Origin of the sequence: Ectopseudomonas composti (assembly GCF_001567565.1) — a bacterium.
GTDB classification, from domain to species: domain Bacteria; phylum Pseudomonadota; class Gammaproteobacteria; order Pseudomonadales; family Pseudomonadaceae; genus Aquipseudomonas; species Aquipseudomonas composti_A.
In genome coordinates this window covers 185,103-199,179 of record NZ_LSSW01000031.1, presented here as the reverse complement: position 1 = coordinate 199,179, position 14,077 = coordinate 185,103, and the positions used below count along the sequence as shown (strand labels likewise).

Below are 14,077 nucleotides of genomic sequence, written 5' to 3'. Positions count from 1 at the left end.
ACGCACTCCTCAGACGTGGCACGTGCCACGCCGATACGGGGTCACTCAGCGCTGGGCCGATTGTTCAGGGATTTGCCGCGCGGTGATGCCACTCAAACCGCCACTGGCGAGGCTGCCATCAGCCGCCTGGACGACGCTGGCCAGGCCCGGCGCCAGTCGCAGCGGCAGGCTCTGCACGCGAGCACTGCCAGGCTGCGCGACCAGTAACTCGCCGCCCTGCCCGGCCAACAGCAAACGGCCGTCGGCCAGCTCCAGCGCCGCGGCCAGGGCCGATTCCACGCCGGTTTCCAGTGCCTGCCAGGTTTCGCCACCATCGGTCGACCACCAGGCATTGCCGCGCAGACCGAACGCCAGAAGGCCTTCACGGGCGGCGAGCAGACCGAAGAAGCTGCCCTCGTAGGGCGATGGCAAGGCGGCGAAATGCTCGCCGTCATCGCGCGAGCGCAGCAGCAGGCCTCGCTCGCCGGCGATATACAGATCGCCACGCCAGGCGCGAATGGCATAGAGGTTGAGCCCCTGCGGGTTGTCCAGATGCTGCATCCAGCTGTGCCAGCTCTGGCCGCCGTCCTCGGTACGCAGGATCAGGTTGTAGGCACCGACCAGGTAGCCGACGCGCTCATTCAGGAAATACAGATCGAGAAAGGGTTTGTCCGGGCCGTCGGCGACCATCGCCTCGGCCTGCGCGATGGCATCTGCATCGCCCGAGGCCTGCGCTGCCTGCAGAATCGACTGGGCGGCCTGAATGCCGTCGAACTGCTTGTGCCAGGTTTCACCGCCATCGCTACTGTGCAGCACCACACCGAGATGGCCGACCGTCCAACCCTGCTGCGCATCGACGAACTGTACGGCCGTCAGGTTGACGCTGACCGGCACGTCCACCTGGCGCCAGCTCGCGCCATCGTCATCCGACAGCAGGATGATGCCGCGCTCGCCAACGGCAACCAGGCGCTGCCCGGCACGCGCCAGATCCAGCATTACGCTGCGTTGCGCCTTGGCACTGTGCAAGGCCGGGCGCTCCAGCACGGCGGGAGCCGCCTGCACGCCAAGGGCGAAAACACCGGCCAGCACCAGGGCAAGGCCGCTGAGCCCTTTCGCTAAGACTTTCATCAAAACCTCCTCGAAGGTCGGGGCAGCAGGCAGCACCGCCCCGGGGCGCTCGCATCAACGGATGCTGGAGTTGGCCATGGCGTCAGGAGTGAAGAACGTGGCAGACGGCCGCTCAATGGCGTGGTACTGCTCTTTCAGGTCGTTGCTCGAGGAATTGAGGAAGTAGGCCCCGGTGTCGAGGTTGTAGCTGCCCCACATCACTTGCGCGGTCAGTGCCGGCATATCCGGTGCCAGCAGGGTCAGGCTGTACATCTGCCGCCCCAGACGGCCCTGAGCGTCATAGCCGTCAACCAGCAGTACCTGCCAGGAGTCCTCGTCAACGTAGTAGGTGCGGCGCGGCACCACGTGGCGCTTACCCGACTTGAGCGTGGCTTCAACTACCCACACGCGGTGCTTCTCCCAGCGCACCAGATCCGGGTTGAGAAAGCGCGGCTGAACCAGATCATCGCTCTTGGCCAGGCCGGCTCGATTGTTGTTGTAGGGCACCAGCAGTTCTTTCTTGCCCACCAGCTTGAGGTCGTAGCGATCGGTCGGGCCGAAGATCATGAAGGCCTCGTCGAACAGACCAACGCCAGAGGTGACGAAGTCCGGGGTGTCGTAGGCGATGTTCGGCGCACGGCGCACGCGGCGCTGGCCGACCAGGTATTGCCAGGCGGCACGGGCGGCGGGGTCGACGTCCCAGTGTGTCATCAGGCCCTCACCAGCTTTGGACGACGGCAGCTCGGTGTACAGCTTGCCCCACTGGTACTTGCCACCGAAGCTCTCCAGGTTGCCCTCCTCGAAGTAGTACGGGAACTGGTAGCTGAACTTGGCACGGGTGGCCTGCACCTTCTTGCCGCCAGCGGTCATCAGCCAGGTGTCGAACGGCGCGCTGATGGTGTCGCCGCCCTGCCAGGACAGGCGGTAGTTCCACAGCACCTCGGCACCGTTCTGCGGAATCGGGAACGGAATGCCGCCGTAGGCGCCACTGACCTTCTCGGTCGGCACGTCAACCTGGGCACGGGTGGCGTTGGCGAAGGTGTTGTCGTACACCCACTGCGGTGCGGCGGCGCTGCGATGGGTCGGATACACGTCCAGGCGGTAGTCCGGGTACTTGTTCAGCAGCACCTTGGTGCCTTCGGCCAATTGCTCGCCGTACTGGCCCATATTGGCGGCAGTGATGCTGTACAGCGGCTTCTCGCCAGCGAAGGGATCGGCGCGTTTGTCGCCACGTTTATAGCCGGCCGGTGCCTGGGTGTAACCGCCGTCCCAGGCCGGGATGCTACCGTCGGCATTGCCGGCGCGCTCAGCGCCCATGGGGGTCAGGTCAGTCTTCAAGCGCGCGGCCTGATCAGGGCTAACGGCGGCCTGTGCCAGGCCACCGGTGAGCAAGGCAAGGCTGCACAGGGTCATCATCAGGTTCTTGTTAAACATAGTCATTGCACCTGTTGTTCTTAGAAAGTGGTCTTCAGGTAAAGCGAGACGAAGTCGCGATCAGCCAGCGACTGGGCGTAGCTGAAGTTGCCGTCTTCACGCAGGCCGGCCTCCGGGGCGCCGAAGAAGTTCACGTAGTTCAGGCCCATCTCCCAGCGCTGCAGGTAGGTGGCTTTGAGGCCCACGCTCCAGTCGCCGGCATGGGTGTTGCCGAAGCCGGACTTGCTCACCGCAGAAGAGCGGCCATCGAGCACCACGCCAAAACCCATCGGCACGCTCAGGTCGAGGCCATCGGCGATCTGGAAGTAAGCAGGCTCGGCCAGCACGCGCAGTGCGGTGGCATCGCGGGTGGTGTTGCTGTCCAGCGCGGCGCGGTTGTCGGTGACGCTCAGCGTGCGGTTCCACGCCAGTTCGGCGAGGATCGAACCACCGTCCCACAGCGCCGACGGCGACAGCAGGTAGATGGTCGAGAGGTTGACGTGCGCGGTGCGGCCCTTGGCGTAACGCGCCTCACCGTCGTTATCCGCCGCCTGGCCCGGTGCGATCACCTGCAGGTTGCTGACCAGCGGCGCGTTCCAGCGCAACGAGGCCTCACCGGCGAAGTTGAAGTCGCCATAGGCGGTGGAGAAGCTGGCACCAACGGTCTTGATGTCCTCGGCGAACACCTGGCGGTAGCTGGAGAGCACCGGCGACGGCCCGGCGGTGTTGACGTAGCCGTACAGGCCGCTGGGCGCCTTGTCGTGGTATTGCGCGGCGTACAGGCCCAGCTCCAGTTCGGTGTCCTCGGGCTTGAAGCGCAGTTGCACGCCGCCCTGGCCGCTGTACTTGGCCTCGATGTCACTGGCATGCAGGGTCAGGCCACCGGTGACATCGGTAATGGATCCGGAACCTTCGCCGATCAGGTCGTTATCACTCAGGTAGCTGCCCGCACCTGGCAGGCTGGAGCGCTCCCATTCGAACTGGTAGTAGGCGCCCACCGACAGTCGTGGCGTGAGCTGCAACTGCCCGGAAACCTGGTTGACCGGGCGCAGGATCTCCTTGAACTGGGTGCCTGGCACGCTGAGCAGCTTGACCACATCGGTCGGCCCCTGCGCCGCGCCGATACCGTTGGCGCCGTAGAACAGGCTTTCGCCGTAGACCAGGCTATGGCGGCCGAGACGCAGCACCCCCTGCGAGCTTTCCCCCAACTCACCGCGCAGGTAGACGAAAGCGTCCAGCAGCTCGGCATCACGCCCATGCAGGTCGCGGGTCTTGGGCAGGAAATGCGGCTGCTCGCGGCTGTCGGTGTCCTCGTTGTAAACGCGGTCGTACCAGGCCGCGCCACTGAGGCGCAGGCCGTAGTTCTGGTGGCTCAGATCCATCTCGGAAAGGATGTCGAGGCGATTGGAAACCAGACCCCGGCTGAAGTTACGGTCGCCCTGGCTCTGGATCGAGGGGAACAAGCCATTGGCCGTGGGCGCGTTGGTGAGCCGGTCATCGGCACGGTTGAGGCGCCAGGCCTGGCTGTACTTGAGGGTATTGTCCCAGCGCATTTGCCAGTCGCTGTCGCCCAGATCGATCTGCGCGGCCATGGCCGGCGCGCTGCTGGCCAGGCTCACGGCCAGGGCCAGCGAGCGAACGCGGGTATTCGCTTGTGTGTGCTTCATGTCGTTCCTCATTGTTCTTGTTGTACGGACGCAGTGACTGCCGCCAGGGCAGCCGGTATCAGCGGGGGTTCACTCCCGAAGGTTCAGAGGTAAGTGGATGCCAGGCCGCCATCGACCGGCAGGTTGACGCCGTTGATCCAACGCGACTCCTCGGCGCAGAGGAAGGCGATCACAGCTGCCACCTCGTCGGCATAGGCCGGGCGCTTCATGCGGTGGGCGTCAGCCTCGGTGCGCTGGCTGCCGAGCATGGCCACGAAGTCGCCGAGGATCGGCGTGAACACCGGCCCCGGTGCCACGCTGTTCATGCGCACCGAATGGGCCATGAACCAGCGCTGCGCCTGGGTGATGCTCCAGACGATCAGCGCCCCCTTGAAGTACTGGTAGCAGGTCTGTGGTGGCACCGGGTTGGCCGCCAGCCAGGCTTCGCCGGCGGCGAAGTCTTTAGTGGCCGCCAGCGCCTTGTGCTGCTCCAGACGCTCGGGCCACTGCGCGCCGAGGATCGAGGCAACGTTGACGATGCTGCCGCCAGACGCGATGCGCGGCAGCAGCGCCTCGGTCAGGTGGCGCAGGCCGAGGTAGTTGACCCGCGCCAGCAAATGCGGGTTGGCCGTCCCGGGCACGCCGGCGATGTTGCACAGCCCGTCGAGCTGCGCCGGGAGCTGGGCCACGGCCTGGTCGATGCGCGCCGGGCTTTCCAGATCGATCTCGACGAAGCCGTCGAGGCTCATGTGCGGTTCGCTGCGATCCAGGCCGATCACCCGCGCACCGTGAAAGCGCAGCAGGCGCGCCGTCTCGGCACCGATACCGGAGGCGACACCGGTTACTGCCAGGGTCTTGCCTTGCAGGTTCATATTTCGCGTCCTCTTGCTCTTGTTGTGTTCGCTAAAAGGCTCGGTCAGAAGGGATAGCGCGGCGGCGTGTCCTTGACCGTCACCCACTGCCACTGGGTGTATTCGTCCCAGTCCGCCGGGCCGCCGACGCTGCCGCCGTTGCCGGAATTGCCACGCCCGCCGAAGGGGTTGATGCACTCGTCGGCGACGGTCTGGTCGTTGATGTGCAGCAGGCCGCAATGCAGGCGCTCGCCGATGGCCATGGCGCGCCCGAGCGAGGGTGAGATCACCGCAGCGGACAGCCCGTATTCGCTGGCGTTGGCCAGCTCGACCGCCTCGTCGTCGTCCTCGAAAGGCACCACGCAGGCCACCGGGCCGAAGATTTCTTCCTCGAAGGCCGGCATGCCGGGGCGTAAGCCGGAGAGCACGCTGGGCTTGTAGAACAGGCCCTCGTGCGGGCCACCCACCTCCAGGCGCGCACCGGCCGCGACGCTGTCGTCGACGATCTGGCTGACCCGCGCCAGCTGGCGCTCGTTGATCAGCGGGCCAAGGTGCGCTTCGCCGCGGGCGGCGTTGCCCACCGTCAGCGCGCGCGCCTTGTCCACCAGCAAACGGGTCAGCTCATCGGCAATCGAGACGTGGGCGAGGATGCGTCCGGTGGCCATGCAGATCTGCCCCTGGTGCAGCCAGGCGCCCCAGGCGGCGTTGCTGGCGGCCAGCTGCAGGTCGGCGTCCTCCAGCACGATCAGCGAATTCTTGCCGCCCAGCTCCAGCGCCACCTTTTTCAGCGTGCGCCCGGCGGTCTCGGCCACCTTGCGCCCGGCAGCGGTGGAGCCGGTGAAGGCGATCATTTTCACCTGCGGGTTCTCGCACAGCGCCACACCGGCCTCGGCATGCCCCGGCAACACCTGCAGCAGGCCCGAAGGCAGGCCAGCCGCCTCGAACAGGCGAGCGATGAGGAAACCGCCGCTGACCGGCGTTTGCGGATCGGGCTTGAGCACCACCGCATTGCCCGCCGCCAACGCCGGCGCCACCGACCGCAGGGACAACACCAGCGGGAAGTTGAATGGTGAGATCACCCCGACCACGCCATGCGGCACACGCCGCGCATAGGACAGGCGCCCGGCCTCGCTCGGCAGCACCAGGCCGTGCCCCTGCGAGAGCATCGCGGCTGCCTGGTGCAGCAGCACGATGGCCTCGCGCACCTCATGGCTGCCCTTGAGCACACTGCCGCCGGTTTCCCGCGCCAAGAACAGCGCCAGCTCAGCGAAGTGCGCCTCGGCCTGGTCGGCGGCGCGGCGGAAGATCAGCGCCTTGTCGCGTGGCCCCAGGGCGCTCCAGGCTGGTTGCGCCTTGCTCGCCGCTGCGCAGGCGATGCGCATGTCCTCGGCATTGGCCAACCCGGTAGTGGTCAGTTGGGTGTTGGTCGCCGGTTCGCGCACCGGGTTGACGCCACCGAGCGGGCTGATCCAGCCGCCATTGAAAATCTTCTCGCGCCACTGCGCTTCACGCAGGAAACCGGCCTCTTTGACTGCGGACATATCGCACTCCGATGTTCTTGTACTTGTGGAGGGCGGTACCCGCAGCTTCGCTCACGAGTCATGCCCTGCCAGCACTAGAGCAAGCGCTGTGCCCACTCCTTCAGAATCTCGATGAAGAGGCTCTAGTCCGGCCATTTCAGCCGTTTCATGAACAAACCAAGCACGATTGCGGCGCAGCGGCGATTACGCAAATGATCAAAGTTATGTTAATTAACTTTTTACCCATTGATCATTTGATGAAGCGAGGCGTTGCCCCATGGAGATGCCCAAGCACCTGTTCAGTGACTTCGCCCAGGGCAAAGATCCCAGCCCGTTGCGCGGCGACAGCTCGCTGCTGCAGCAGGATCAGTCGCCAACCACGGCGGAACTGGCCGAGTGCCTGTTCTTTTCACCCGGTGACGGACGCATCTGGCTCAACGACCAGCGCATGCTGCTGATGCACGGCTCCTCGTTCGGCGCGTTGCGCCGCGAATTCATCGACAGCCTCGGCCTGGAGCGCGCACGTGGGCTGTTCACCCGTACCGGCTACCAGTCCGGTGCGCGCGACGCGCAGCTGATCCGCACGCGCTGGCCGCAGGCCGACCGCACCGCCGTGTTCTTCGCCGGCACCCGTCTGCACACCCTCGAAGGCATGACCAAGGTGGAGCCGTTGCACTTCAAGTTCGACGCCGATGTCGGCCTCTATGAAGGCGAGTTCCTCTGGCACCACTCCTGCGAGGCGGACGAGCATATCGCCGCCTACGGCATCGGCCAGGACTCGGCCTGCTGGACCGAGATCGGCTACGCCACCGGCTATGTCAGCGGCCTGTTCGGGCGGCTGGTGATCTTCCGCGAGGTGGAGTGCCGGGCCATGGGCCACAAGGTCTGCCGGGTGATCGGCAAGACCGCCGAGCAATGGGGTGACGTCAGTGCCGACCTCGCCCTGCTCTATGCCACCCCCAACCCGACGCCGCCCGCCGCCCAGGCGACGGCGCCGCTACGCCCCTTCAGCAGCGAGCCCGGCGAACTGATCCCGATTGGTGTCAGCGCCGCCTTCAACGCTGCCCGCCACGCCCTGCAACGGGTGGCGCCAACACCGGCGACAGTACTGATCGGTGGCGAATCCGGCGCCGGCAAGGAACTCTTCGCCCGCGAGCTGCACCGCCTCAGCCCCCGACGCGAACAGCCCTTCGTCGCGCTCAACTGCGCCGCCATACCCGACAACCTGATCGAGGCCGAACTGTTCGGCGTCGAGCGCGGCGCCTTCACTGGTGCCAGCCATTCACGCCCAGGGCGCTTCGAGCGCGCCCATGGCGGCACCCTGTTCCTCGACGAAATTGCCTGCCTCAGCCTGCCCGGCCAGGGCAAATTGCTGCGCGCCCTGCAGGAACGCGAAGTCGAGCGCGTCGGCGGCGGCCAGCCGATCAAGGTAGACGTGCGCGTGGTCGCAGCGACCAACGTCGATCTGCGCCAGGAGGTGCAGGCCGGGCGCTTTCGCGAAGACCTGTTCTACCGCCTCAACGTCTACCCCATCAGCCTGCCGCCGCTGCGCGAACGGCGCGACGACATCCCGTTGCTGGTGGATGCCTTCCTCAGCCGCTATTGCCGCGAATACCAGCGCACGCCCGCCGGGCTGACCATGCGCGCGCTCAAGGCCCTGCTGCTGTACGACTTCCCGGGCAACGTGCGGGAACTGCAGAACCTGATCGAGCGCGGCCTGATCGCCAGCGACGAAGGCCGCCCCATCGACCTCATCCACCTCTTCCACAACGAACCGCTGCCACCGCAGCTCTACTCGCTAAGCCAGAGCGGCACCCTCTCCAGCAACACGGACAGCAACGCCAGCGGCCCGGACAACCTGCTCGAACAGCTCCAGCAGCTAGATATCGAGCCTGACATCCAGCACCTGGAGCGGCGCCTGCTCGACGACGCCCTGAGCAAGGCAGAAGGCAACCTGGCCGCCGCCGCACGCCTGCTCGGCCTGACCCGCGCGCAGTTCGCCTATCGCCTGAAAAAGCACGGCCCAGCCGATCAGTAACCCAATTAGCGCTGGCATCTCGCCTTGCGAGACTGCAAGATAATTAACTTACTTAACTTAAAGCGTGATCAATTCGGACAACATGGCCAAAATTCCCGAACTCAGCGACCGCCCCCTGGATCCTGCGCTTCTCGACCTGGCGTTGGATGGTTACCTCGGCTACGTGCTTCGACGCGCGCAGATGAAGGTATTTCAGCACCTGTCGGCGCGCCTGGAACCGTTCGACCTGCGCCCCGCGCAATTCACTGCCCTGATGATCATCGAACAGCATCCGGGCCTGATGCAGGCCGACCTTGCCCGCGCGCTGGCCATCGAACCGCCGCAAGCAGTGGTGCTGGTCAACAAGTTGGAGAAACTAGGCCTGGCCATGCGCGTGCGCTGCAAGCCGGACAAACGCTCCTACGGCATTTTCCTGAGCAAGTCAGGCGAGGCCCAGCTCAAGGAACTCAAGGAAATAGCACAGCAGAGCGATGTCGACTCGACCCGCTCACTTGACCAGCAAGAGCGCGGACAACTGATCGCGCTGCTGCGCAAGCTCTATCGCGACAACCCCTGAAATATTGATCGCTGCAGCCCTCGGGAACGCAAGCGGGTTGAGCAATCCGGGCTTTCTGCCTTCGTCGCGTCGATACGAGAACGAGCTCAACAAGTGTCGCAAGACACACCGCTTGGCGACTGTACACGCCAGAAACACCTCCCCCAGCCACGCCCATGCCGTCGGGCGGTACCCCGGGCACGCCTATGTACAGCACAGATCACCGGGGCTGGCAGCTCTACCGCGCGCAAAGCAATCATGAAGGAAGACAGGAAGGCTCAGCTGGACCACGAAAACGGCAGCATCACCAGCCACTACTCAGCCGCCGAGTTGGGCAAACTGATCGATGAAGCCAACAGGATTTCGGCTACCGACTCGCGCGCCGGCCCTGACAGTTTTGAGGAGGATGGCAGGCTGAAGAAAGTCCCGCAAAAGTCCTTGACACAAAAAAGCCTGGTCATCAGTGACCAGGCTCTAATGTAGGGATTTTTTGGTCGGGACGGAGTGATTCGAACACTCTACCCCTTGCACCCCATGCGCTTATTTAGTGGATTTTTATAGATCACCATGGACAACCACAAACAACGCCAAGCCTAGTATTCACGGGACTTTCAGGCTATTTTACCTTCCTGTAGCGTCCACTATCGTCCACCACCAGCCAAGCGTTTCGGTGGCACAAAAGTGGCACAAAATTCGGACGCGAAAAAAATTTACTAGGGGTAGAGAGTGGCCAAGCTGACGATCAAACAACTGGAGGCTTTCACTGCCGAAGATCATGGAAAGGTCTTCCGAGAGGATGGCGGACTGGTTGCCGAGGTGCGAGCTGGCGTGCGTGGAGTCACGGTTCAGTTCAGCTATGAATTCAAACTGGATGGTTCCAGAACCCGAAAGCGACTGGGCAGTTGGCCGAAGAAAAGCTTGGCGCAGATCCGATCTGAGCGAGACGAAGCCCGGACTCTTGTTACGAAAGGCCTGCACCCTACCCTTGCCGCCAAAGCAGCACGGATCGAGGCACAAGCGGCCATTGTCGCTACGATTGCTGAGGCCGAACGTGAAGCCGCTGAAAACAAAACAGTGGCAGACCTGTTTGACGAATGGATAAGCGACGGCGTCTCTCGGCAGGATGGCAATGCTGAACTGATCCGCAGCTTCAAAAAAGACGTACTCCCCCTCATTGGCAAGAAGCCGCTTCGCAGCCTGACAGAGAAAGATTTACTCACCGTCCTACGCTCAGTCAAAGCACGCGGCCTGAACCGTACAGTCGTGATCCGCAGCAAGGACATCGGTCAGATGCTGCGCTGGGGAGAAAAACGTAAGCCGTGGCGCACCCTGATGGCGGACGGCAATCCCGCCGACCTGATCGACGTGAGCAAGCTGCTGGATCACGACTACGAAGAACAGCGCGACCGACTGCTTTCGCCAGATGAGATCCGTGAACTCCGCAATATTTTCGAGCGCCTCGAGCGTGACTACGAGGCCTTGCCCGCCGGCCAAAAATATTCAGGTATTCGCCCTGTCAACTTGCGTGTTCAGTGTGCAGTGTGGATCTGTCTGAGCACGCTTTGCCGCATCGGCGAGTTACTCAAATCCGAATGGCGCCACGTGGACTTGGATAGAGGCACCTGGTTCATCCCAGCCGAAGCAACCAAGGGGCATAAGGGTAAGCGCCAGGATCACCACGTCTTTCTTTCAGCCTTTGCTCTTAAGCAGTTCAAACAGCTGCACAAAGAAACCAGCGGTACACCGTTCTGCTTCCCCAGCAAGGATGGAGAAAACCACGTCGACACCAAGACGGTCAGCAAGCTCATCGGAGACCGACAGTGCCGTTTCAAGAACCGCAGCAAGCCTCTGGCGGGCCGCCATCACGACGACTCGTTGGTACTGAGCAATGGCACCAAAGGTGAATGGACACCACATGACTTGCGCCGTACTGGTGCGACCATGATGCAAGAGCTGGGTGTCACACTGGAGATCATTGACCGCTGCCAGAACCATCTTCTAGGCGGATCCAAGGTACGCCGGCATTATCTCCATCATGACTATGCAAAGGAAAAAACTGAGGCTTGGCGGCTGTTGGGCGAGAAGCTATCGCTGATCCTTGCTAACGGAGCATTAGGTACTGCCCAGACTCGGTAACAGCCTCTGTTTGATGAAGCAAAACCAAGGCGTATGCGGTGTCGTCTGCATGCTCGTACTAATCGTTGCAGGTGGTGCCGGCATGCTGCCTGTTAGGCAGTGCCGCTAGCAATCACCAGCCCTTCCTCATCAGCGTCTCAAAATCTCGACGCGACAAGACCTGTGCGCAGTTGCGCCAGTCGTTATCGGTTGGGCGCATGGTAGCGTTGTAGCGCAGATCGAAGCCAGTTTCCTGTTTCTGGGCATTGATGTACTGATCCATTAATTCTCCCAGATGCTCGATGTCGTCAATCCATTCGTCCTTTATGGTGTCCGGCAACGATCCGAACAGATCAAAGCGGTCCTTCATGCGTTCGGAAAGGCGGTCGTAGACTTTCTCGTCCACCGTCTGCTCGTTCACGAGGTTGAGCATGTCCACCTTGTCGCGTGTCTGACCGAAACGCTTGATGCGGCCGATGCGCTGTTCAAGTTTGGTCGGATTCCATGGTAAGTCTACGTTGATCAGCGTACCCAGCGTCTGCAGGTTGAGGCCTTCGCAGGCAGCATCGGTAGCGATCATCAAGCGGAGCTTGCGGTCTGCGACCATGCGCTTGAGTGTTTCGCGCTCAATGGCCACGCTGTCACCTTTTCGATAGAGCCGGCTCCGACCAGCCCCCGCATACAGGCCAACCGCCTCATCGGGGTAGCGTGCAGCGAGCGATTCAGCCACCCAGCGAGCCGTATCGTAGTATTGGCTGAAGATAATGCAGCCAAGCTCACGCCAACCTTCGTTCTCCAGATAGTGCAGGATCGCCTTAAGTTTTGGATCTTCCTTGACCCGCTTCAGGCGGTCCAGCAACCGCTCCAGGGCCAGCTGCTCATCGGTGCTTTGTACTTGCACCGAAACCTCGCCCTCGTCACTTTCTTCAGTGATCGTCTCTCCGCCCAGCAGTTTGGTTGCGGTGTTGATCCCCGCAACGATGCTGCTGCAGATGCGCTGTTCCATCAGGTTCTTCATGAAGCCGCTTCCACGTCCGCTGCTTGCCAAAGCCTTGCCGAAGCCACGAGCCTGGCTGTAAGCCTCACGGAAGTCGTCACTAGAACGCAGGGCCAACCCCTCAAACAATGCATGGAAGCGATGAACATCCTTTACCAGTCCGGCGTCAGGATGAACGTCCACACCAATGGCCTTGAGAAGCCCCTCATTTTCAAGCGTGGTACGTTTGCGCAGCACGACATGGCGCACAAATGGATTCTCGCGCTGGAAGAAGCTAGCCCCAGCGACACGACGCTCCAGCGCATCCTCAAGTACCTCACGAGCATCCTCACCCAGCTCGGAGTATGAGCCGCCAAGCCACTCGCTCTGCGATAGCCCAAGATCCTGGCGAATCAGGCTGTAAAGCCGCCTCGCCTGGCTATCCTGAGTCGAATTGACTGTGGGTAAAGGCGCACGAAGCAACCGCCAGGCATAACCTGCATCCGTGACGTCCTCTTCTCCAGAGAGGATCGGGATAATGTCCTTGGGTCTGTGCCACTCTGAAAAATCTCCGCCCAAGACGAAATTACCTTTGCCCTGGTGCAGAACCCGGACCAAATCCCATAAATCCTCCCGGCGAGTCTGGATTGGCGTTGCCGTACCAAGGAGCACATGGTCTGAACGGGCAGCAATGTCACGGATGAACGCCAATAGCTCATTCGGTGTGCCCGCATCCTTGCCCATTCCCTGCCGGGTGCGCGCCTTATGAGCTTCGTCGAGTATCACCAGCCCAAAGCCGCCACGTAGTCCGAGCAGATGCGCCTTCTCCGGCGAGTCGCGCAGCATCAGGCCGGTTGAGATGATGCCGATCCTCAGCGGACAGTTTGCAACATGGCCAGCGCCATCGGCAGAGATCGCTCGTCCTTGCTCGTCGAGCCAGGCTTTCTGCTGGGTCTGCCACCGCGCACAGGGGATACCCAACTTGTCCATCATCTCGGTCTGCCACTGCTCGCAGAGGGTTGCCGGTGCAAAGATGATAACGGGCTTACTGCGTCCTTTCTGTTCGGCCAGTAGGCATAACGCCAATGCAGCCGTGCCCATGGAAAGTGTTTTTCCTAAGCCGACCTCATCAGCTAGCAGCAAACGGACAACGCCATATTCTTGGTAATGCTTCAGGCATTCGGTGACGAATCCCTGCTGCCAGGGTTGTAGAGAAAACCCTTCGCGATACAGCGGTGACTCGATCAAGGCAGCCGGGGCAATTTGCTCAGGTTCTTCCACCTCTTCGATGGATACCTCATGACGATGACTGCGCCGAGTAATCTCCCGGCACACCGCTTCTGGCAGGGGCTTGGCTGCATTCCATAGGTAATCAAACTCAGCCTCGATCCAGGCGACGCCCTCCGGGGAATCATCTGACCAGAGGATTTCGTAGTGGCTCTGCCAACCACTGCTGGTTTCGTTCATTGAGCCAATGAAGCCTAGCTTGCGGCCATCGGCCAGATCGATCACCCCAGCCTTGCCATGCACAAAGCCACAGGCGCTATCCGGAGCAACCCGGATAACCTGGCCACGTTTCTCCAGAAATGAGGCCAGTCGTTGGTAGCGTTCGCGATTCAGCAGCGATTCAATCTCGACCGAGCGTTCGTTCAGCTTCCCCAGCAGCTTCGCCTCACACACCTGGGCCACCCGCAAGTCATCTGCCTGAATGTCCGCATTGCAAACAATCTGCACCTCGGGAATCTGATCGATCAGCTCTCCGGCAACCTCAAACAGCGAACTAGTGAAATAGCCGGCAATTCGCCGATAGCGCCGAGCTCCTTTGAGATGCTCGGCGAGAAAACTCTGATCCAGCGCATGGGTGCGTGAGGACAAACGGGTGATCGTCATGCCCTGG

9 protein-coding genes and 1 pseudogene are annotated in these 14,077 nt (G+C 62.3%); 4 read left to right on the top strand and 6 right to left on the bottom strand.

Going from position 1 to position 14,077, the window contains the following annotated elements:
* Window positions 1-45: 45 nt before the first annotated feature.
* The 5 genes from PCLY_RS22440 to PCLY_RS22420 form a co-directional block, all read right to left on the bottom strand.
* Window positions 46-1,107 (bottom strand): WD40/YVTN/BNR-like repeat-containing protein, encoded by a 1,062-nt coding sequence (locus PCLY_RS22440; RefSeq protein ID WP_061242450.1) that lies wholly within the window; start codon window positions 1,105-1,107, stop codon window positions 46-48.
* A gap of 54 nt (window positions 1,108-1,161) precedes the next feature.
* Complete coding sequence (locus tag PCLY_RS22435; protein ID WP_061242447.1) at window positions 1,162-2,520, bottom strand: DUF1329 domain-containing protein; 1,359 nt, start codon at window positions 2,518-2,520, stop codon at window positions 1,162-1,164.
* Between the two features lie 20 nt (window positions 2,521-2,540).
* A complete protein-coding gene (locus PCLY_RS22430) occupies window positions 2,541-4,166 on the bottom strand; it encodes a DUF1302 domain-containing protein (RefSeq protein WP_061242445.1) in 1,626 nt (541 codons plus the stop codon).
* 83 nt (window positions 4,167-4,249) lie between these two features.
* Window positions 4,250-5,017 (bottom strand): coniferyl-alcohol dehydrogenase, encoded by a 768-nt coding sequence (locus PCLY_RS22425; RefSeq protein ID WP_061242443.1) that lies wholly within the window; start codon window positions 5,015-5,017, stop codon window positions 4,250-4,252.
* A 44-nt stretch (window positions 5,018-5,061) separates the two neighbouring features.
* Window positions 5,062-6,537 (bottom strand): benzaldehyde dehydrogenase, encoded by a 1,476-nt coding sequence (locus PCLY_RS22420; RefSeq protein ID WP_061242440.1) that lies wholly within the window; start codon window positions 6,535-6,537, stop codon window positions 5,062-5,064.
* 256 nt (window positions 6,538-6,793) lie between these two features.
* Between PCLY_RS22420 and PCLY_RS22415 the strand changes: the two genes are divergently transcribed.
* The 4 genes and pseudogenes from PCLY_RS22415 (at window position 6,794) to PCLY_RS22400 (ending at window position 11,225) form a co-directional block, all read left to right on the top strand.
* On the top strand, window positions 6,794-8,554 hold the full coding sequence (locus tag PCLY_RS22415; protein WP_061242438.1) for a sigma-54-dependent Fis family transcriptional regulator: 1,761 nt from the start codon (window positions 6,794-6,796) through the stop codon (window positions 8,552-8,554).
* 82 nt (window positions 8,555-8,636) lie between these two features.
* On the top strand, window positions 8,637-9,110 hold the full coding sequence (locus tag PCLY_RS22410) for a MarR family winged helix-turn-helix transcriptional regulator (RefSeq protein WP_061242561.1): 474 nt from the start codon (window positions 8,637-8,639) through the stop codon (window positions 9,108-9,110).
* 234 nt (window positions 9,111-9,344) lie between these two features.
* Window positions 9,345-9,507, top strand: a pseudogene (locus tag PCLY_RS24660) (tyrosine-type recombinase/integrase); the annotation flags it as partial.
* 308 nt (window positions 9,508-9,815) lie between these two features.
* Window positions 9,816-11,225, top strand: coding sequence for a tyrosine-type recombinase/integrase (locus tag PCLY_RS22400; protein WP_061242434.1), 1,410 nt, complete (start codon window positions 9,816-9,818; stop codon window positions 11,223-11,225).
* 112 nt (window positions 11,226-11,337) lie between these two features.
* Here PCLY_RS22400 and PCLY_RS22395 read toward each other — a convergent pair whose 3' ends face one another.
* Window positions 11,338-14,070: a phospholipase D-like domain-containing anti-phage protein gene (locus PCLY_RS22395; RefSeq protein ID WP_061242432.1), complete on the bottom strand. Its 2,733-nt coding sequence runs from the start codon at window positions 14,068-14,070 to the stop codon at window positions 11,338-11,340.
* Between the last annotated feature and the right edge of the window lie 7 nt (window positions 14,071-14,077).

Bases quoted from the DNA above. Each gene is read 5' to 3' on its own strand.
- PCLY_RS22425 (WP_061242443.1), bottom strand. From the start codon at position 5,017: ATGAACCTGCAAGGCAAGACCCTGGCAGTAACCGGTGTCGCCTCCGGT.
- PCLY_RS22440 (WP_061242450.1), bottom strand. From the start codon at position 1,107: ATGAAAGTCTTAGCGAAAGGGCTCAGCGGCCTTGCCCTGGTGCTGGCC.
- PCLY_RS22415 (WP_061242438.1), top strand. From the start codon at position 6,794: ATGGAGATGCCCAAGCACCTGTTCAGTGACTTCGCCCAGGGCAAAGAT.
- PCLY_RS22395 (WP_061242432.1), bottom strand. From the start codon at position 14,070: ATGACGATCACCCGTTTGTCCTCACGCACCCATGCGCTGGATCAGAGT.
- PCLY_RS22420 (WP_061242440.1), bottom strand. From the start codon at position 6,537: ATGTCCGCAGTCAAAGAGGCCGGTTTCCTGCGTGAAGCGCAGTGGCGC.
- PCLY_RS22435 (WP_061242447.1), bottom strand. From the start codon at position 2,520: ATGTTTAACAAGAACCTGATGATGACCCTGTGCAGCCTTGCCTTGCTC.
- PCLY_RS22410 (WP_061242561.1), top strand. From the start codon at position 8,637: ATGGCCAAAATTCCCGAACTCAGCGACCGCCCCCTGGATCCTGCGCTT.
- PCLY_RS22430 (WP_061242445.1), bottom strand. From the start codon at position 4,166: ATGAAGCACACACAAGCGAATACCCGCGTTCGCTCGCTGGCCCTGGCC.